The sequence below is a fragment of the Porphyrobacter sp. THAI-01a genome (assembly GCF_056868655.1).
The window spans coordinates 735,113-754,359 of sequence record NZ_CP180579.1 but is presented as its reverse complement, the minus strand read 5'-3'; the positions used below and the strand labels follow the sequence as shown (position 1 = coordinate 754,359).

The 19,247-nt window shown below is 67.7% G+C and carries 19 protein-coding genes and 1 other RNA gene; 11 read left to right on the top strand and 9 right to left on the bottom strand.

What is annotated here, in order from left to right:
* Positions 1 to 42 precede the first annotated feature (42 nt).
* Positions 43 to 1,353 carry a UDP-glucose dehydrogenase family protein gene (locus tag ACMX37_RS03695; RefSeq protein WP_483147569.1) on the top strand — a complete coding sequence of 437 codons (1,311 nt, stop codon included), beginning with the start codon at positions 43 to 45 and terminating at the stop codon, positions 1,351 to 1,353.
* Positions 1,354 to 1,442: 89 nt separating this feature from the next.
* A complete protein-coding gene (locus ACMX37_RS03690) occupies positions 1,443 to 1,805 on the top strand; it encodes a carboxymuconolactone decarboxylase family protein (protein WP_483147568.1) in 363 nt (120 codons plus the stop codon).
* Positions 1,806 to 1,849: 44 nt separating this feature from the next.
* On the opposite strand, the gene rnpB is transcribed toward ACMX37_RS03690, so the two are convergent.
* The 5 genes from rnpB to ACMX37_RS03665 form a co-directional block, all read right to left on the bottom strand.
* Positions 1,850 to 2,266, bottom strand: an RNA gene (rnpB, locus tag ACMX37_RS03685) — RNase P RNA component class A.
* A 63-nt stretch (positions 2,267 to 2,329) separates the two neighbouring features.
* Positions 2,330 to 3,058, bottom strand: coding sequence for an aquaporin Z (aqpZ, locus tag ACMX37_RS03680; protein WP_483148352.1), 729 nt, complete (start codon positions 3,056 to 3,058; stop codon positions 2,330 to 2,332).
* Between the two features lie 80 nt (positions 3,059 to 3,138).
* Complete coding sequence (locus tag ACMX37_RS03675; protein ID WP_483148351.1) at positions 3,139 to 3,852, bottom strand: N-acetylmuramoyl-L-alanine amidase; 714 nt, start codon at positions 3,850 to 3,852, stop codon at positions 3,139 to 3,141.
* An 18-nt stretch (positions 3,853 to 3,870) separates the two neighbouring features.
* Positions 3,871 to 4,524: a histidine phosphotransferase family protein gene (locus ACMX37_RS03670; protein WP_483147567.1), complete on the bottom strand. Its 654-nt coding sequence runs from the start codon at positions 4,522 to 4,524 to the stop codon at positions 3,871 to 3,873.
* Between the two features lie 9 nt (positions 4,525 to 4,533).
* On the bottom strand, positions 4,534 to 4,917 hold the full coding sequence (locus ACMX37_RS03665; protein ID WP_483147566.1) for a M67 family metallopeptidase: 384 nt from the start codon (positions 4,915 to 4,917) through the stop codon (positions 4,534 to 4,536).
* Positions 4,918 to 4,945: 28 nt separating this feature from the next.
* Here ACMX37_RS03665 and ACMX37_RS03660 point away from each other — a divergent pair, with 28 nt between their 5' ends.
* Both ACMX37_RS03660 and rpoH read left to right on the top strand, forming a co-directional pair.
* Positions 4,946 to 5,911, top strand: a complete 966-nt coding sequence (locus tag ACMX37_RS03660) for an RluA family pseudouridine synthase (RefSeq protein WP_483147565.1) — start codon at positions 4,946 to 4,948, stop codon at positions 5,909 to 5,911.
* 134 nt (positions 5,912 to 6,045) lie between these two features.
* Positions 6,046 to 6,933, top strand: a complete 888-nt coding sequence (gene rpoH / locus ACMX37_RS03655; protein ID WP_483148350.1) for an RNA polymerase sigma factor RpoH — start codon at positions 6,046 to 6,048, stop codon at positions 6,931 to 6,933.
* 148 nt (positions 6,934 to 7,081) lie between these two features.
* On the opposite strand, the gene ACMX37_RS03650 is transcribed toward rpoH, so the two are convergent.
* Positions 7,082 to 8,419, bottom strand: a complete 1,338-nt coding sequence (locus ACMX37_RS03650; protein WP_483147564.1) for an amidohydrolase — start codon at positions 8,417 to 8,419, stop codon at positions 7,082 to 7,084.
* A gap of 104 nt (positions 8,420 to 8,523) precedes the next feature.
* Between ACMX37_RS03650 and mtgA the strand changes: the two genes are divergently transcribed.
* The 6 genes from mtgA (at position 8,524) to ACMX37_RS03620 (ending at position 13,735) form a co-directional block, all read left to right on the top strand.
* On the top strand, positions 8,524 to 9,195 hold the full coding sequence (gene mtgA, locus ACMX37_RS03645; RefSeq protein ID WP_483147563.1) for a monofunctional biosynthetic peptidoglycan transglycosylase: 672 nt from the start codon (positions 8,524 to 8,526) through the stop codon (positions 9,193 to 9,195).
* A 6-nt stretch (positions 9,196 to 9,201) separates the two neighbouring features.
* A complete protein-coding gene (locus ACMX37_RS03640; RefSeq protein WP_483147562.1) occupies positions 9,202 to 10,155 on the top strand; it encodes a cation diffusion facilitator family transporter in 954 nt (317 codons plus the stop codon).
* Positions 10,155 to 10,742 carry a sigma-70 family RNA polymerase sigma factor gene (locus ACMX37_RS03635; RefSeq protein ID WP_483147561.1) on the top strand — a complete coding sequence of 196 codons (588 nt, stop codon included), beginning with the start codon at positions 10,155 to 10,157 and terminating at the stop codon, positions 10,740 to 10,742. Before ACMX37_RS03640 ends, ACMX37_RS03635 begins: the two co-directional genes overlap by 1 nt.
* Complete coding sequence (locus ACMX37_RS03630; protein WP_483147560.1) at positions 10,739 to 11,515, top strand: anti-sigma factor; 777 nt, start codon at positions 10,739 to 10,741, stop codon at positions 11,513 to 11,515. The genes ACMX37_RS03635 and ACMX37_RS03630 overlap by 4 nt, the downstream gene beginning before the upstream one ends.
* 144 nt (positions 11,516 to 11,659) lie before the next feature.
* Positions 11,660 to 12,214 (top strand): fasciclin domain-containing protein, encoded by a 555-nt coding sequence (locus ACMX37_RS03625; RefSeq protein ID WP_483148349.1) that lies wholly within the window; start codon positions 11,660 to 11,662, stop codon positions 12,212 to 12,214.
* Between the two features lie 201 nt (positions 12,215 to 12,415).
* Positions 12,416 to 13,735: a hypothetical protein gene (locus ACMX37_RS03620; protein ID WP_483147559.1), complete on the top strand. Its 1,320-nt coding sequence runs from the start codon at positions 12,416 to 12,418 to the stop codon at positions 13,733 to 13,735.
* 54 nt (positions 13,736 to 13,789) lie between these two features.
* Here the strand turns inward: ACMX37_RS03620 and clpX are convergent, their stop codons facing one another.
* Both clpX and clpP read right to left on the bottom strand, forming a co-directional pair.
* Entirely contained in the window at positions 13,790 to 15,055 is a 1,266-nt protein-coding gene (gene clpX, locus ACMX37_RS03615) for an ATP-dependent Clp protease ATP-binding subunit ClpX (RefSeq protein WP_483147558.1), read from the bottom strand.
* 197 nt (positions 15,056 to 15,252) lie between these two features.
* Positions 15,253 to 15,957: an ATP-dependent Clp endopeptidase proteolytic subunit ClpP gene (gene clpP / locus ACMX37_RS03610; RefSeq protein ID WP_088915665.1), complete on the bottom strand. Its 705-nt coding sequence runs from the start codon at positions 15,955 to 15,957 to the stop codon at positions 15,253 to 15,255.
* Positions 15,958 to 16,123: 166 nt separating this feature from the next.
* On the opposite strand from clpP, the gene ACMX37_RS03605 reads away from it, so the two are divergent.
* Positions 16,124 to 17,659, top strand: a complete 1,536-nt coding sequence (locus tag ACMX37_RS03605) for an amidase (protein ID WP_483147557.1) — start codon at positions 16,124 to 16,126, stop codon at positions 17,657 to 17,659.
* Between the two features lie 20 nt (positions 17,660 to 17,679).
* Here the strand turns inward: ACMX37_RS03605 and tig are convergent, their stop codons facing one another.
* The gene (gene tig, locus ACMX37_RS03600) at positions 17,680 to 19,227 is read right to left on the bottom strand and encodes a trigger factor (protein WP_483147556.1); all 1,548 of its coding nucleotides are present in this window, start codon (positions 19,225 to 19,227) and stop codon (positions 17,680 to 17,682) included.
* Positions 19,228 to 19,247 lie beyond the last annotated feature (20 nt).

The following is a 19,247-nucleotide window of genomic DNA, read 5'->3' as shown; positions in this document are numbered from 1 at the left end:
GTGCGTGCCGCTTCACAGACTGCATTTCAGGGAAAGCCGGACATGAAGATTGCGATGGTGGGTTCGGGCTATGTCGGGCTCGTGTCGGGCGCGTGTTTCGCCGATTTCGGGCACGACGTCGTCTGCATCGACAAGGACCAGGGCAAGATCGACCGCCTGCACGCCGGCATCATGCCGATCTACGAACCCGGGCTCGATGCGCTGGTCGAAAGCAACGTGAAGGCCGGGCGCCTCAGCTTCACCACCGATCTGGGCGAAGGCATCGCCGGGGCCGACGCGATCTTCATCGCGGTCGGCACCCCCAGCCGGCGGGGTGACGGGCACGCGGACCTCACCTTCGTCTACGAAGTCGCGCGCGAGGTCGGCGAGAAGCTGGCGAATGATGCGGTGGTGGTCACCAAGTCGACCGTCCCGGTCGGCACCGGCGACGAGGTCGAGCGGATCATCCGCGAGACCGGCACGGCGCACCGCGTCTCGGTCGTCTCCAACCCCGAATTCCTGCGCGAGGGCGCGGCGATCGGCGATTTCAAGCGCCCCGACCGCATCGTCATCGGCGCCGAGGACGAATTCGGCCGCGAGGTGATGCGCGAGGTCTACCGCCCGCTGTTCCTCAATGAATCGCCGATCCTGTTCACCAGCCGCCGCACCAGCGAGCTGATCAAGTATGCCGCCAACGCCTTCCTCGCGACCAAGATCACCTTCATCAACGAGATGGCCGACCTGTGCGAGAAGGTCGGCGCGAACGTCCAGGACGTCAGCCGCGGGATCGGGATGGACAACCGCATCGGCTCCAAGTTCCTGCATGCCGGCCCCGGCTATGGCGGGAGCTGCTTCCCCAAGGACACCCTCGCCCTGCTCAAGACCGCCGAGGACTACGACAGCCCGACGCGGATCGTCGAGGCGGTGGTCAAGGTCAACGACAGCCGCAAACGGGCGATGGGCCGCAAGGTCGTCGACGCACTGGGCGGGATCGAGGAGGCGCGCGGCAAGAAGGCGGCGCTGCTCGGCCTCACCTTCAAGCCCAACACCGACGACATGCGCGACAGCCCGGCGATCGCGGTGGCGCAGACGCTGATGGATGCGGGCGTGGCGGTCGCCGCCTACGACCCCGAGGGGATGGAGCAGGCCCGCCCGCTGCTGCCCGAGGTGACCATGTGCGGCAACCCCTACGAGGCGATCGAAGGCGCCGACGTGGTGGTGATCGTGACCGAATGGGACGCCTTCCGCGCACTCGATTTCCGCCGCATCAAGCAGATCGCCAAGGCGCCGGTGCTGGTCGACCTCAGGAACATCTACAAGCCCGACGACATGCGCGCGGCGGGATTCACCTACATCAGCGTCGGCCGGGTCTGATCCCGGCTCCCGGGAAAACTTGATCCCGGTCAATGTCCGCACAGCGGGCGATCTGCTTAGGCTCGGGCTCGACAGCCAAGGAGCCGACGATGGCGCATACCCAATTCAAGGACTGGCCGGCGATGGCCGCGGGTCTCACCCCTGCCGTGCGCGAACTGCACAAGGCCGCCCCCGGCGTGATGAAGGCGTTCCGGGAGATGGGCGGGGCCGCGCATGCGCAGGGCGCGCTCGATCCCAAGACCAAGGAACTGCTGGCGGTCGCAATCTCGGTCGCGGTGCGTTGCGATCCGTGCATCACATACCACGTCGAGGGTGCGCGCAAGCACGGCGCCAGCCGCGAGGAACTGGCCGAGACCATCGGCCTTGCGATCTACATGGGCGCAGGCCCCAGCGCGATGTATGCCGCCCAGGCGCTCGAGGCCTATGACCAGTATGTCGACAAGGCGGGCTGAACCACCCGTCTGCCGCGATGGAGCAATGCGGCAGGGTGGGTAATCATCAGGGGGCCGTCATAAGCCGGGTTCTGTCTCCGCGGGCGGTATCCTGACGGACCGGCCCCGCGGCGGCAGCCATTCATCTGGGCCGGCGATTGCTCGACGGCTCTAGCAGCCAACCCGGGTCTCTCGGCGCGAAACACGCCTGCCCTCCTTGCGGAAGGCGCGAGACCCCTATTCGGCCTTGCTCCGGGTGGGGTTTGCCATGCGGTTGCCGTTGCCGGCCCCCCGGTGCGCTCTTGCCGCACCCTTTCACCCTTGCCTGTGCCCGCAAGCGGGCCATCGGCGGTCTGCTCTCTGTGGCACTTTCCCTTGCCCCGCCCGAAGGCGTGACCGGCGGGCGTTACCCGCCACCCTTGTTTCGTGGAGCCCGGACTTTCCTCGCGTCCCGAAGGACACGCGGCTGCCTCGGGCCCCCTGACGGGTCGGCCTATAGGCGCGATGGGCGGCGAATGCAAAACCGCCGCCCCGGGTGCATCAGGTCAGGCTGTGACCGGTTCGTGCCCGCCGATATTGGCGAGGCTCTCGTCCGGCGCCAGCAGCAGCTTCCACACCAGCGCGCCGATCGCCGCGCCCGCCAGCGGGGCGATCCAGAACAGCCACAGCTGCCCGACCGCCGCGGTGTCGGCGTAGAAGGCGACGCTGGTCGAGCGCGCCGGGTTGACCGAGGTGTTGGTCACGGGGATCGAGACGAGGTGGATCAGCGTCAGCGCCAGCCCGATGGCGATCGGCGCGAAGCCCGCCGGTGCCTTGGGCGAGGTCGCCCCGAGAATCACCACCAGGAAGCCCGCCGTCAGCACCACCTCGGCGACGAGCGCGGCGGTCATCGAATAGCCGCCCGGCGACAGCTCGCCATAGCCGTTGGAGGCGAAGCCGCCGGCCTCGAAGCCCGCCGTCCCGCTCGCGATCACGAACAGCACGCCCGCCGCGCAGAAGGAGCCGATCACCTGCGCCGCCCAGTAGGGGGCGAGTTCGCTCCACGAAAAACGCCCGCCGATGGCAAGCCCGAGGCTGACGGCCGGGTTGAAGTGCCCGCCCGAGATCCCGCCCACGGCATAGGCCATCGTCAGCACGGTAAGCCCGAAGGCGAGGCTGACGCCCGCAAAGCCGATGCCGAGCTCCGGCACGCCGGCCGCAAGCACCGCCGATCCGCACCCGCCGAACACCAGCCAGAAGGTGCCGAAGAACTCGGCCGCGAGTTTCCTTGTCAACATGATGTGATCCCCCTCTTTAAGCGTCTTCTCTCCTTACCCGGCACCGCCGCGGCGGTGGCCGAATCCCTTGCAAGTCCTCACCGCGTGCGCCCCTGGTCGCGATCGAGCAGCAGCTGCCACAGGATCGCGGCGACCTCCCCGTCGGGGACGCCGGTGATCCGCTCGGGCCGCCAGCGGCGCTCGAAGGCCTCGACCGCCTTCGCCTGATCGGTGATGTCGTAGCCGAAGCGTTCCAGCGCGAGGAAGAAGCTGCCCTCGTTGTGGAACGGGTTGCCCGCCGCAAGGCATTGCGGGCGCGGCAGGCAGAGCTTGTATTCGGCGAGGCGATCCCACGGGAACAGCTCGCCCGGATCGGTCTTGCGCATCGGCGCGACGTCGGAATGGCCGACTACGTTGGCGCGCGGGATGTCGTAGTGCTTCACGATCCGCGCCAGCAGCGGGATCAGCGCGTCGATCTGCGCCTCGGCAAAGCCGCGATAGCCGAGCCCGTGGCCCGGGTGATCGAGCTCGATCCCGATGCTCGCCGAATTGACGTCGGGGATGCCGCGCCAGTAGCTCGCCCCGGCGTGCCAGGCGCGGCGATCCTCGGGCACCAGCCGGATCACCCCGCCCTCCTCGGTGATGAGGTAATGCGCGCTGACCTTGGCGGCCGGATCGGTCAGCCGCTCGATCGCGGTGCCGACCGGCTTCATCTCGGTGTAGTGCAGCACCACCATGCTGACCGGCAGCGCGCGTTCGTCATGATTGGGCGAGAGGCGTTCCTCGTGAACCAGTTCGTCCTCTCCCCCCATCATCACCCCTTCTTGCGCCTATCCGATCATGCTTTCGGGCTCGGGCAGCACCGCGCCCAGCACCAGCGCGCCATCGCCGAGCTTGTACTGGAGGCCGCCCTCCATCTCCTCGGCAAGCACCGCGATCATGTAGGCGGCGGCGGTGCGGCTGGTGATCTCGGCCTCGTCGAGATCGCCCTGCAGCGCGCGGCCGATGGTCTCGTCGAAGGCGATCCGCTCGCCCCGCGCGCGGGCGACGATCTCCACCGCCCCGTCGCGCCGCTCCGCCCCGATGTCGAGCGATCCGCCGCGCACCAGCGCATCCAGTGCGATCTGGGCGAGGTTGAGCAGCACCTTGACGGCGGGCTTGGGCAGGCTGGGTTCGGCGATCGCCCAGTTGACCTCGACCCGCTTGGCATCGGCGGCGAGGGCATCGATCACGGCCCGCGCCTCGTCCACCGGGATCGCCTCGCCGAAGCCGCCGGCCGCCCCGAAGGCGAGGCGGAAGAACTTGAGCTTGTCGGTGCTGATCCGCGCCGACTGCTCGAGCAGTTCGACCACCTTGGCGCGCATCTGCGGGTCCTGCTCGTCGGCGAGCAGCTCCAGCCCGTTGGCGAGCGCGCCGACCGGCGAGAGCATGTCGTGGCACAGGCGCGAGCACAGCATCGCGGCAAGATCGGTCCGGGAAATCATGCGCCTTTCCTAACCATCGATCATGGTAAAGGAAAGAGCGGTGAAACCCGCTTCCCCGTCCCGCCAGAACCTTACGTCTTCTCCCGCAAGGATCGCCCAGATCCGGCCGTCCCCGGCAGCGCAGGCGCGATCCGTGGCGGAGGGTACGGCTTGCCCCTGCGGATGCGAGTGGAAATAGCCGACGACCTCAGCCGCCCCGGCGCGGGCGGCGCGGTAGGCGTCGATCAGGGCCTGCGGGTCGATCTCGAAATGGGTCTCGGGCGAGGGATGGACATTGGCGGCAAGGCGCGCCTCGAGGATGCGGGCCCCTTCGCCCAGCAGGATCCCGCAGGCCTCGCGCGGATGCGCCGCGGCAGCGGCGGCGCGCATGGCGGCAAGGGCTTCGCTTGTCACTTCGAGCCTCATCGCGCATGGCCATAGCATGTCCGCGAGCGAAATCATCACCGGCACCATCCCCGCGTCCAGTGGTTCGGGCGCCCGCCTCGACAAGGCGCTCGCCGAGGCCACCGGTCTCAGCCGCGCGCGGGTGCAGGCGCTGATCGAGGAAGGGCGGGTCGCGGTCGCGGGGCGGCCTGCCGCCTCGGTCTCGGTGAAGGTCGCCGCCGGAACGCCCTTCCGCATCGACATCCCTCCCGCCGCTCCCGCCGAGGCCGCGCCGGAGGACATCCCGCTCGCCATCGCCTTCGAGGACGAGCACCTGATCGTCGTCGACAAGCCCGCGGGGCTCGTCGTCCACCCGGCAGCGGGGAACCTCTCGGGCACCCTGGTCAACGCGCTGCTCCACCATTGCCGGGGGCAGCTCTCCGGCATCGGCGGGGTGGCGCGGCCGGGGATCGTGCACCGGATCGACAAGGACACCTCGGGCCTGCTGGTCGTCGCCAAGACCGACGCCGCGCACGAGGGCCTCGCCGCGCAGTTCGCCGAACACTCCGTCCACCGCCGCTACATCGCGGTGGTCGCCGGGCACCCCTCCCCCAGCGAGGGCACCATCGACGCCCGCATCGGGCGATCGGACGCCGACCGAAAGAAAATGACGGTGCTCCCCAACAATTCCTCGCGCGGCAAGAGCGCGATTACCCATTACAAGGTGCTCCACAGGCTCGAATCGTCCGCGCAGATCGAATGCCGGCTGGAAACCGGGCGCACCCACCAGGTGCGCGTTCACTGTGCGTCAATCGGCCATCCGCTATTGGGAGACCCTGCCTATGGCCGCACCCCGAAACCCCTGCGCCCCGTTCTCGAGCGACTCGGTTTCGCGCGGCAGGCGCTGCACGCGGCGGAACTGGGCTTCCGGCACCCCGTGACCGGCCAGATGGTGCAATTCCGGAGCAATCTGCCGCAAGACATGATGGAACTGATCGACCAACTTGGCCGTATTGATCGATGAAACGCGCATACATCTGACCGGTTTTCACGTATATAAGTAACCCGTGGCCCAGTTCGCGGGATGCCCATCAGGGGTCCCGTGCAGAGCGGTCGACGCCAGAAAGGTTAGGTAAACCAGTGTCCAAGTCCAAGACCATGTCGGTCCCGGCGCTGAGCGGCGAGCAGTCGCTCAACCGCTATCTCGCCGAGATCCGCAAGTTCCCGGTGCTCACCGCCGAGCAGGAATACATGCTCGCCAAGCGGTATCAGGAGCACGAGGATCCCGAAGCCGCCGCCCAGCTCGTCTCCAGCCACCTGCGGCTCGTCGCGAAGATCGCGATGGGTTACCGCGGCTATGGCCTGCCGGTCGCCGACCTGATCTCGGAAGGCAACGTGGGCCTGATGCAGGGCGTCAAGAAGTTCGAGCCCGATCGCGGCTTCCGCCTCGCGACCTACGCGATGTGGTGGATCAAGGCCTCGATCCAGGAATACATCCTGCGCTCGTGGAGCCTCGTGAAGATGGGGACCACCGCGGCGCAGAAGAAGCTGTTCTTCAACCTTCGCCGGATGAAGAAGAACCTCGACGCCTACGAGGACAGCGACCTGCGCCCGGACGATCTCACCAAGATCGCGACCGATCTCGGCGTGCCGGAGCAGGAAGTCGTCAACATGAACCGGCGCATGATGATGGGCGGCGATGCCTCGCTCAACGTCAGCTTGCGCGGGGCCGAGGAAGGCTCGGGCGAATGGCAGGACTGGCTGGCGGATGACCGCCCCTTGCAGGACGAGACCGTCGCCGAGGCCGAGGAATCGCAGCTGCGCATGGAAATGCTCAGCGAGGCGATGAACAGCCTCAACGACCGCGAACGCCACATCCTCACCGAACGCCGCCTGACCGAGAAGCCCCAGACGCTGGAAGAGCTCAGCCAGGAATACGACGTCAGCCGCGAACGCATCCGCCAGATCGAGGTGCGCGCCTTCGAGAAGCTCCAGAAGGCGATGCAGCGGATCGCGGGCGAAAGGCTGCTGCCGGGCGTCGCGTAAGCGCGCTGCCGTCACCCGGCCGTTGCGCGATCATCGCGCGGTCGTCGCCGGGTCGTTGCATGATATCGAAAGGGCGCTGCGAGGGTTCGCAGCGCCCTTTTCGCATCGGGGCTCCGTCAATGTTTCACGCGGAGCATTTCGGGAGCATCTATCGCTTCTTCGCCGGGGCAAGGTCCAGCACCGCCGCCACCATCGCACGGGTGCCGAGCACGACGCTCTCTTTCGGGGCGACCTTGAACAGCGGGGAATGGTGCCCCGCCACCGCCGGGCCGCCGTTCTTCGCCGCGTCGATATCGGCCTGCGGCGTGCCGCCGACCGCGAAGTAGTAGCCCGGAACGCCGAGGCCCGCGCTCACGAAATAGGTAAAGTCCTCCGCGCCCATGTTCTGCTGCTCGAAGGGCACCACCGCCGCCTCGCCCAGTTCGCGCTTCATCACCGCGTTGAGCCGCCGCGCGAGGGCGGCGTCGTTGATCGTCGTCGGCGTGCCCGCGCCGCGCACCACCTCGACCGGCATGGAGTCGGGCAACCCGTGCGCCTTGCCGATATTGACCGCGATCCGCCCGATCGCCGCGATCACCTGCTCGCGCGTCTCCTCGTCATTGGCGCGCACCGTCACCTGCAGCTTCGCCTCGTCGGAGATGATGTTGTGCTTGGAGCCCGCATGGAACGAGCCAACCGTCACCACCACCGGCTTCACCGGCGAGATCTCGCGCGAATCGATCGATTGCAGCGCGCTCACGATCTGCGAGGCGATGTAGACCGGGTCCTTGCCGAGGTGCGGCGAGGCGCCGTGGGTGCCGATGCCCGGCACGCGAATGTCGATCGAATCCGAGGAGGAATACTGGATCCCCTCGGCCGCCGAGACGATCCCGGTGGGCAGCTGGGCGGCGACATGGAAGGCGAGCGCGTAATCGGGCTTGCCGAAACGCTGGTAGAGCCCGTCGTCCATCATCGCCTTGGCCCCCGAGACCAGTTCCTCGGCGGGCTGGACGACGAACATCAGCGTGCCCTTCCACTTGTCCTTCATCGCCGCCAGCCGCCGCGCGGTGCCGATCATGGAGGTGATGTGGGTATCGTGGCCGCAGGCGTGCATCACCGGGTATTCCTTCCCGTCGAGCCCGGTCTGCACCGCCTTGGAGGCATGGGCGAGGCCGGTCTTCTCCTCGACCGGGAGGCCGTCCATGTCGGCGCGCAGCAGAATCGTCGGGCCGTTGCCGTTCCTGAGAATTCCGACCACGCCGGTCTTGCCGACTCCGGTCGTCACCTCGAGCCCGGCCGCCTTCAGCTCCGCCGCCATCTTCGCCGCGGTGCGGTTCTCGAGGAAGGAGAGTTCGGGATTGGCGTGGAAATCGAGGAACAGCGGAGCGAGGTAGCTGTCGTAATCCGCCTCGATCGCCTTACGCGTCTCGGGCGCTTCGGCACGGGCGGGCACGGCGACGGCAGCGGCAAGCGCAAGGGCGCTCGCGGCGAGGTGGAACAGGCGCATTCTTCGGTCTCCCCTTCGTGTGTGACCGCTAGCTAACCGCCACCGGCCCCGCCCTGCAAGCGGCGATGCTTCCCACGTCCCCCGGCCTGCGCTAGGGGCGTCGCATGGTCTCCACCATCCTCCGCCTCGCGGCCAAGGCCTTTGCCGGCTTCATCGGCCTCACCCTGGTTCTGGTGATCGCCTTCAAGTGGCTCCCCGTGCCCGTCACCGCGACCATGCTGATGGACGGAAACGGCATCACCAAGGACTGGGAGAGCCTCGACAATATCGACCGCAATCTCGTGAGCGCGGTGATCGCTTCGGAGGATCAGCGGTTCTGCCAGCATTCGGGCTTCGACACCGAGGCGATCGAGCAGGCGATGCGCGAGAACCTCGAAGGCGGGAAGATCCGCGGCGGATCGAGCATCAGCCAGCAGACCGCCAAGAACGTCTTCCTGTGGCAGGGCGGCGGCTATTTCCGCAAAGGTCTGGAGGCCTGGTTCACGTTCTGGATCGAGCTGGTCTGGGGCAAGCGGCGGATCATGGAGGTCTATCTCAACGTCGCCGAGACCGGGATCGGCACCTATGGCGCCGAGGCCGGGGCGCAGCGCTATTTTGGTCACTCCGCCGCGCGCCTCAGCCGCGACGAGGCGAGCCGCATGGCCGCTGCCCTCCCCAGCCCCAAGAAACGCTCGGTGAAGAACCCGGGCGGGTGGCTCGCGCGCCACGGCAACCGGATCGAAAAGCGGATCGGCATCGTCAGGCGTGACGGCCTCGATGCTTGCGTCTACAACTGACCCGCCATGGCCCACGCGCACGCCCATCATCACGACCATCACGGCCATGAGCACGGGCATGGGCACGGGCATGGGCACGGGCATGGGCACCACCACCACGCGCCCGCCGATTTCGGCCGCGCCTTCCTGATCGGCATCATCCTCAACACCGGCTTCGTGGTGATCGAGGCGGTCGCGGGGCTGGTCTACGGCTCGATGGCGCTGATCGCCGATGCCGGGCACAACCTGTCGGACGTGCTCGCCCTCGCGCTCGCCTGGATCGCCAGCATCGCCGCGCGCCAGCCGCCGTCCGGGCGCTTCACCTATGGCTACAAGTCCTCGACCATCCTCGCCGCGCTGGCCAATGCGCTGCTGCTGGCGGTGGCGATCGGGGCGATTTTGTTCGAGACCCTGCACCGGATGATGAACCCCGCCGAGCCGCAGGGCATGGCGATGGCGGTGGTCGCCGGGATCGGGATCGCGATCAACGCGTTCACGGCCATGCTGTTTCTGAAAGGTCAGGAGGATCTCAACATCCGCGGAGCCTATCTCCACATGGCGGCCGATGCGCTGGTCTCGCTCGGCGTGGTGGTGGCGGGCCTTGCGATCCTCGTCACCGGCATCGCCTGGATCGATCCGCTGGTCAGCCTCGCGATCGTCGCGATGATCGCCTGGGGTACCTGGGGCCTTGCGCGAGACTCCGTGGCGATGGGCCTCAATGCCGCGCCCGAGGGGATCGATCTGGCAGAGGTCCGCCAGCACCTCGCCTCCTTCGAGGGGGTTGCCGCGGTGCACGATCTTCACGTCTGGCCGATGTCCACCACCGAGGTCGCGCTCACCGCGCACCTCGTGATGCCGGGGCGCCCGGCCTCCGACAGCTTCCTGCGCGAGGTCGCCGCGACGCTCGCAGCGCGCTTCGGGGTCAACCACACCACGCTCCAGGTCGAAAGCGGCGAAGCCCCGTGCGAGGCGTGCGACTGATGGCCGCCCGCCCCCGCCCTTCCGCCGACGAGGCGCGCGAAGCGCTGCGCGATGCGATGGCGCGGCTCGCCGCCGGGGACCAGTCCGCGCTCGAGGAAATCTATCGCGCCACGCGGGTGAAGCTGTTCGGGATCACCCTTCGTATCTTAGGCGACAGGAAGGAAGCCGAGGACGCCTTGCAGGACGTCTATGTCAATCTCTGGCAGCGGGCCGACCGCTATGACCCGACCCGCGCGAGCCCGATCGCGTGGCTGGCGGCGTTCGCGCGCAACCGGGCGGTCGACCGGCTGCGCACCGGCAAGGTGCGCGCGGGCGCCGTCCCGGTCGAGGAAGCCGCGCCGCTCCCGGACGAGGCGCCGCTCGCCGATGCGCTGCTGGTCGATGCCGAACAGGCGGCGCAGATCCACAAGTGCCTCGGCGCGCTGGATTCGAGGACGCAGGGGCACATCCGCGCAGCCTTTTTCGAGGGCAAGACCTATGCCCAGCTCGCCGAGGCCGCCGACGTGCCGCTCGGCACGATGAAGAGCTGGATCCGCCGCGGGCTGCAACGTCTGCGCGCCTGCCTCGAAGCGAGCGAGGCGGCATGAGCGGCGTGGAAGAAACCGGCCCCGAAGTGACCCGCGACGATCCGATGATCGCCGCCGAGTGGGCGCTCGGCCTGCTCGAGGGCGAGGAACTGCTCGCCGCGCGCGGGAAATACGCGACCGATCCGGCCTTCGCGTGGCGCAAGGAATGGTGGGACGGCTGGTTCGCCCCGCTCACCGACGCCATGCCGGGCGCAGAGCCGGGCGACCACGTGTGGGACGGCATCGCCGCGCGCGTGGCGGCGGCGCAGCAGGCGGCCTCGACCGCCTCCCCCGAGGCTTCCGGTGCCAACGTGATCGCGCTGGAAGCGAAGGTGCGGCGCTGGCAGTGGGTGGCGGGACTTTCGAGCGCGGCGGCCGCCGTGGCGCTGGCGTGGCTCGCCCTCGCCCCCGGCAGTGCCCCCGTGCAGGCGCCCCCGGAGCAGGTCGCCACCGCCGCGCCGCTGGTCGCCACCGTCCCCATCGGCGAGACCGGCCTCAGGCTCGACGTAACCTACATCCCCGAGAGCGAGCGCATGGTGGTGGGCGCGGTGGGGCTCAAGCACGATGGCGTCCACGATCACGAGCTGTGGCTGGTCCCCGCCGACGGTTCGGCGCTGCAATCGCTGGGCGTGGTCGCACCCGGCGAGGTGCGCAGCATGACGCTTCCCGCCGCCGTCACCGCCAAGCTCGGCGACGGTGCGGCGCTGCTGCTGACCCGCGAGCCGATCGGCGGCAAGCCCGAGGGGCAGGACGCCGGCCCGGTGGTCGCCAAGGGCGCCTTCACCCGCGTCTGACCCCAAGTCGCTTCGCCGCGCGCCAGCGGCAATTCATCCGCATTAGCAAATTCGCTGCATCCCCTGCACCGGGGCTTGCGTAGCTTTTCACGCAAGCGGGAGGGGCTTGCAGACGTGACAACCCCATTTGCGGAGATCCCCGAAGTGACCCCCAAGACCACCCTCACCGCCGCCGTCGCGGCCGCGCTTGCCGCCACCACCACTCTCGTGGCTGCCCCCGTGCTTGCCGACAACCACATGGCGAAGAAGGCAGAAGCCAACATCGTCCAGACCGCCATGAGCACCGGCATGCACAACACGCTGGTCGCCGCGGTCAAGGCCGCCGGCCTTGTCGAGACCCTCTCGAGCCCTGGCCCCTTCACCGTCTTCGCCCCGACCGATGCCGCCTTCGCCAAGCTGCCCGACGGCACCGTCGAAACGCTGGTGAAGCCCGAGAACAAGGGCACCCTGACTACCATCCTCACCTATCACGCCGTCCCCGGCAAGGTGACCGCCGGCGACCTCGTCAAGCTGATCAACACCAACGGCGGCAAGGCGACGATCACCACCGTCCAGGGCGGCACGCTGACCGCGATGCTCGAAGGCGGCAATGTCGTGATCACCGATGCCAAGGGCGGCAAGACCACCGTCGTGAAGGCCGACGTCATGACCTCGAACGGCGTCGTCCACGTGACCGACGGCGTGTTCCTGCCCGGCTGATAACGCATACCCGGCTGGCGCTGCCCCTCACTCCCCCATCCCCTCCCAGAAGGGGCGGCGCTTACTCCGACCCCGTCCGGCCTGCCTCCAGGGCCGGGCGGGGTTTTGCGCGGCAATGACAGATACCGTGCGGGGTGTGCACTCGGCACCTTTTATGAGATGATCCCTCTGGGGCCGCGCAGCACTGGGGGAGCTGATCCGATGACACATGCCTTTTGCACGAAGACCTTCGTCGCGGCTGCGGCATTTCTGGCAGGGAGCATGAGCCTGGGGCTTGCGCCAGCCGCTGCGCAGGGGCAGCGGTGGCAGGTCTCGCAGAACAACCCCGGTGTTCCCCCCGTCGCCGTCGTGCCGGGCAGCGGCGCGATTACCGGGATGGGGTTGATGTGTGACGGGCAGCAGCCCTTCGTCCTGATGAATCTGGCGCAGAGCGCTGGCCGCGCAAAGAAGATTGCGGCTGCCCTTTCCGTCGACGGGCGCAGTTTCCCGATAGCGTTCAACGTGGTGGGGCAGCCCGCGAAGCTCTCGGGCGCGGTCACGGACAGCGCACTGATCGGCGCACTGGCGAGTGGGCAGAGCGTGGTCGTCAGCATCAATGGCAAAACGGTCGGCTCGCTCCCACTGACGGGCTCTTCGGCGGCGCTGCAGCAGGCGCTGACTGGCTGCTGGCAGGCCCCGGTGGTGCAACTGGAGCGCGTGCCCGACACGCCCCCGCCCACGATCGCCGCGGCCGAGCGCACGGCAATCATGCGCGCAGCCGGGTTCACGCTGCGCCGCGGCAAGTGGAGCACCTGCGAAGGTCAGGAAACCGGCGATGTCGAGCAGCTGCGCGATCTCAACGGCGACGGCCAGCCCGAGGCGTTGGTCATGAGTTACGGAACAGCCTGCCGCGGCTTCACGGGGTCAGGCTTCGCCTTGCTGACCCGGGCGGGAGGGACCTGGAAGGTCGTTACCGAGTCGACCGGAATTCCCGATTTCTACCGGAACGAGACCAGCGGCTGGCCCGATATCGAGATCGGGGGACCGGGATCGGACTGCTTCCCATTGCTGCGCTGGGACGGGCGCGAGTACGCCCTTGCAGGCACATCCCTTGCGGGGAAAATCTGCACGCTCGAGCCGCGATTTGCTGCCAGCCCGGTCGCTGCAGCGGCGGCACCCGCACCCGCACCCGACTCAGGCTCGACCGGAATTCTGGGGCAGGTCCCGGTGCGGCTCGGCTATTACGTCCGACTGGGCGCGAAATGCACCGCGCCTGCCTATCTCTACAAGTTCGAGCGCTCCCGCCACCTCGAGATCGCGCCGGAAAAGAACCGCGTCGACGTACTCGTGTACAACTATGGGAGGGTGATCAGCCGCAAGGACGGGGCGTATGAGATTTCCATCGCCAGGCCCGGCCCGGAAGATCTCCCGAGTCTGGGGATCAGGCCCATGGGCGGAGGCGGCCTCGATCTGCTTTATCAGGGTACCACTTCGCTGATGCACTGCCCCGACGAACAGATCCCGGCGCGGCTGAAGCGCTAGCGAGTCAGGGCGCGCCGGAATGTCTGAGCGGTGGCTGGAAGGCAGAGGCGGTACCTACGCGGCCTCTTCCTTCTTCGCTTCGCCGCCGTGGACGCGGATCGGTTCCTTCTTGCCGGCGACCACGTCGGCGTCGATCACGATTTCGGTGACGCCTTCCATGTCGGGCAGGTCGAACATCGTGTCGAGCAGCAGGCCCTCGACAATCGAGCGAAGCCCGCGCGCGCCGGTCTTGCGCTTGATCGCGCGCTCGGCGATCGCCTGGAGGGCGTCGTCGGTGAAGGTGAGTTCGACGTCCTCGAGCTCGAACAGCTTGCGGTACTGCTTGACCAGCGCGTTCTTGGGCTCCTTGAGGATCGTCACCAGCGCCGGCACGTCGAGATCGTGCAGGGTGGCGATCACCGGCAGGCGGCCGACGAATTCGGGGATCAGCCCGAACTTGAGGAGATCCTCGGGCTCGGACTTCTCGAGCAGTTCGCCCACGCGGCGCTTGTCCGGATCGGCGACATGGGCACCGAAGCCGATGGAACGCTTCTGCAACCGGTCGGCAATGATCTTATCAAGACCTGCGAACGCCCCGCCGCAAATGAACAGGATATTGGTCGTGTCGACCTGCAGGAACTCCTGCTGCGGATGCTTGCGCCCGCCCTGCGGCGGAACGCTGGCGGTGGTGCCTTCCATCAGCTTGAGGAGCGCCTGCTGCACGCCCTCACCCGAAACGTCGCGGGTGATCGAGGGGTTTTCGGCCTTGCGGGTGATCTTGTCGATCTCGTCGATGTAGACGATCCCGTGCTGCGCCTTCTCGACATTGTAGTCGGAGGCCTGGAGCAGCTTGAGGATGATGTTCTCGACGTCCTCGCCCACGTAGCCCGCCTCGGTCAGCGTGGTGGCGTCAGCCATGGTGAAGGGCACATCGAAAGTGCGCGCCAGCGTCTGGGCGAGCAGGGTCTTGCCCGAACCCGTGGGGCCGACGAGCAGGATGTTCGACTTCGCCAGCTCGACGTCGCCCGCCTTGCCCGAGTGCTTGAGGCGCTTGTAGTGGTTGTGCACCGCGACCGAGAGCACGCGCTTCGCCCGGTCCTGGCCGATGACGTAGTCGTTCAGGGTGGTGAAGATGTCCATCGGCGTCGGGATCTCGCCGTCCTTCTTGCCGGCGATCCCTGCCTTGGTTTCCTCGCGGATGATGTCGTTGCACAGCTCGACGCATTCATCGCAGATGAACACCGTGGGGCCGGCGATAAGCTTGCGCACCTCGTGCTGCGACTTCCCGCAGAAGCTGCAGTAGAGGGTACTCTTGCTGTCGGATCCGCTCAATTTGGTCATTCCTGTGTCCTCGAATCCGCTTGTGCAGGCGCCGGAACGTCGCGCACGGATTCGTCAAGTGTATCGCGTGGCCCCCATGAATCAACACATGGCGCGTGAATTCGTGGTGTTACCATGGCTGCCGCCCTCGACATGGCGTGGAAAAGCCACGTCTGGCGGCGGCTTGTCCCGCCGCGGAGCAGGCCGGGGTGCAAAGCTTATTCAGGTGCCCCGCCCGAACCGTCCTCGATGCCGGTTTCCTCGCTGTCGGGCCGGGTCTCGAACACCTTGTCGACCAAACCGAAGGCCTTGGCCTCCTCGGCCTCGAGGAAGGTGTCGCGGTCCATCGCCTTCTCGATTTCCTCGAGGCTGCGGCCGGTGAACCTGACGTAGAGATCGTTCATGCGGCTGCGGATGCGAAGGATCTCGCGCGCCTGGATCTCGATATCCGACGCCATCCCGCGCGCCCCGCCCGAAGGCTGGTGGATCATGATCCGCGCGTTCGGGAGCGCGATGCGCATCCCCGGCTCGCCCGCGGCGAGCAGGAAGCTGCCCATCGAGGCGGCCTGCCCGATGCACACGGTCGACACGCGCGGCTTGATGTACTGCATGGTGTCGTAGATCGCGAGACCGGCGGTCACGACACCGCCGGGCGAGTTGATGTACATCGAGATCGGCTTGGAGGGGTTCTCGCTCTCGAGGAACAGCAGCTGGGCGACGATCAGCGAGGCCATGCCGTCTTCCACCTGGCCGGTGACGAAGACGATGCGCTCGCGCAGCAGGCGCGAGAAGATGTCGAAGCTGCGTTCGCCCCGGCTGGTCTGCTCGACCACGACGGGCACCAGCGCGCCGGTAACCGGATCGCGGGTGAACTGGCCCTGAGTTCCGTAAGCTTCGCCGGTATTGCCGAACAGATCGATCATTGAAGGGCCCTTGTCCATTTTCGGTTTCCGGATGGCTATGTCGGCAGGCGGGGGGCAATTTCAAGGGCGTTTACCTTGTCCCTGTGAATTGACGGGGAGGCCGCAAGGCGCGCGCCCGGCGTTTTCCCTCTTGTCGCAGGGCGGATGCGTGGCAAACCCTGTCACGATGACGACCACCGCCCTCGGCCGCCCGGCCCTCGCCCTGCTCCTCGCCACCACCGCCGTCCCGGCCTTCGCCCAGCCCGCCACTCCACCGGCTGCCCCGGCGACCGACCGTGCTGCGGTGAACGAACTGCTCGCGGTGGACGAATACATCCTTCGGATCCAGGCGCTCGACGATGCCGGCCCGCGCATCAACGCGGTGATCGACTATGATCCCGCGGCCGCGGTCAAGGCGCGCCAGCAGTTCGCGACCGGGCCACTCAAGGGCCGCACCGTGCTGGTGAAGGACAATGTCGAGACCGCCGAGTGGCCGACAACCGCGGGCAGCCTCGCCCTCAAGGACAATGCCACGGGCCGCGATGCGCCGCTGATCGCGCTGCTGCGCAAGAACGGCGGCGTGGTGCTGGGCAAGACCAACCTTTCCGAATGGGCCAACATCCGCTCCGATAATTCCACCAGCGGGTGGAGCGCGGTGGGCGGGCTGACCCGCAACCCCCACGCCATCGACCGCAACACCTGCGGCTCCTCGAGCGGCAGCGGGGCGGCGATCGCAGCCGGCCTTGCATGGGGCGCGATCGGGACCGAGACCAACGGTTCGATCACCTGCCCGGCGAGCGTGGGCGGCATCGTCGGATTCAAGCCCAGCGTCGGCATCGTCAGCCGCACCCATGTGGTGCCGATCTCGAGCACGCAGGACACCGCCGGGCCGATGACGAAGACGGTCTATGATGCCGCCCTGCTGCTGACCGCGATCGCCGGCGAGGACCGGGCCGATCCGGTGACGCTCGAGGCGAAGCGCGTGCCCGATTACACCGCCGGGCTCGATACCGCCACGCTCGCGGGCGTGCGCATCGGCGTGCTGCGCAGCGCGGTCGGCAGCCGCGCGGACGTGAAGGCACTGTTCGAGACCGCGCTCGCCGACCTGACGCGCGCGGGCGCGGTGCTGGTCGACATCGAGTTCACCCCCTCGGGCGAGTTGTGGGGCGCCTCGCTGCCGGTGCTGATGTACGAGCTCAGGGTCGAGATGGACAAGTATCTCGCCGCCCGCCCCGGCACCGGCGGACCGCGCAGTCTGTCCGATGTGGTCGCCTTCAACACAGCCAACGCCGCGGCGGAAATGCGCTGGTTCGGGCAGGACCTGTTCGAGCGGGCGCTCGGGACAACCGACGCCGAGGCCTATGCGAAGAACCTCGCCACGCTCCGCCGCCTGACCCGGGCCGAGGGGATCGACAAGCTGCTCGCCGACAATCAGGTGCGCTTCCTCGTCGCGCCCACCACGGGGCCGGCGTGGAGCACCGATCTGGTCAACGGCGACAATTTCGGCGGGCGCATCGGCGCGGGCTATCTCGCCGCGATCGCGGGCTATCCGCACCTCACCGTGCCGATGGGCGCGGTCGAGGGCCTGCCGGTGGGCCTGAGCTTCATGGGCGGCCAGTGGCAGGACCACGAGGTGCTGAAGGCGGGCGCCGTCTACGAAAAGGCGCGGACAGCCAGGCTGCCCGCGCCTTCGTTCCGGGTGTGGCGACCGGCGGGGGAGTAAGCGCCCCGCCGCTCACCTGATCACTTCTTGGCGGCAGCCTTCTTGGCCGGGGCCTTCTTGGCAGCGGGCTTTTCGTCCGCCGGAGCCGCTTCCTTCTTGGGCGCAGCCTTCTTGGCCGGAGCCTTCTTCGCGGCCGGCTTTTCCTCAGCCGCAGGCGTGTCCTCGGCGGCGGCTTCCTTCTTTGCCGGGGCCTTCTTCTTGGCCGGAGCCTTCTTGGCAGCCGGCGCCGCTTCGGTGGTGTCTTCCGCCTCGATCGCAGCCTGAAGTTCCTCGACGGTCACTTCGCGTTCCGTAACTTCCGCCTTGTCGAACAGGAAGTCGACGACCTTGTCCTCATAGAGCGGCGCGCGCAGCTGGGCGGCGACCATCGGCTCGGACTGGACGTACTGCACGAAACGCTCGCGGTCCTCGGCGCGATACTGCATCGCGGCCTGCTGGATCAGCATCCCCATTTCCTGCTGGGTCACTTCCACGCCGTTGGCCTGGCCGATTTCCGAGAGCAGCAGGCCGAGACGCACGCGCCGTTCGGCGATCGAGCGGTATTCGTCCTTCTCGTCCTCGATCTGCTTGAGCGCGGCGGCCGCATCTTCCTCGCGGGCGGCTTCCTGCTGGAGCTGGGCCCAGATCTGCTGGAACTCGGCCTCGACCATGGTGCCGGGCACCTCGAAGCTGTGGCCCGCAGCGAGCTGGTCGAGCAGCGCGCGCTTCATCTGGGTGCGGGTGAGGCCGGCGGTCTGCTGTTCGAGCTGGCCCTTCATGATCTCGCGCAGCTTGTCGAGGCTGTCGAGCCCGAGGCTCTTGGCGAAATCCTCGTCCACGGTGGTCTCGGTCTCGACCTTCACCGCCTTCACGGTGACGTCGAAGGTCGCTTCCTTGCCGGCGAGGTGCTCGGCCTGGTAGTTCTCGGGGAAGGTGACGGTGATCGTCTTTTCCTGGCCGGTCTTCACGCCGACGAGCTGGTCCTCGAAGCCGGGGATGAAGGTGCCCGAACCGAGCACCAGCGCGGCGTCTTCCGCCTTGCCGCCCTCGAACTCGACACCGTCGAGCTTGCCGACGAAGTCGATGATCAGCTGGTCGCCCTCGGCCGCCTTCTTCGTCTTGGCGGCGTCCTTGTAGCTCTTGTTCTGCGCGGCGATGTTGCCGAGCGCCTCGTCGATCTGGGCGTCGGTCACGGGGACCACCAGCTTCTCGAGCTTGAGGCCCTCGATGCTCGGCGCCTCGATCGTCGGCAGCACTTCGAGGCTGACGGTGACGGCGGCGTCCTTGCCCTCTTCATAGTCCTCGTTGAGGCCCACTTCCGGCTGCATCGCGGGGCGCAGCGCCTCGTCGCGGATCAGCTTGTCGACCGATTCGCGGATCGTGTCGTTGACGACCTGACCGTGCAGGGCCTCGCCGTGCATCTTCCTGACGAGGTTCGCGGGCACCTTTCCGGGGCGGAAGCCGGGCATCCGCACCTGCGGCGCGATCTTCTTGATCTCGGCGTCGATCTTGGCGGCCAGTTCGGCGGCAGTGATCGTGATCAGATAGGCGCGCTTGAGCCCTTCGTTGACAGTCTGCTTGGTCTGCATGGGAACTGGTCTGAAGCCTT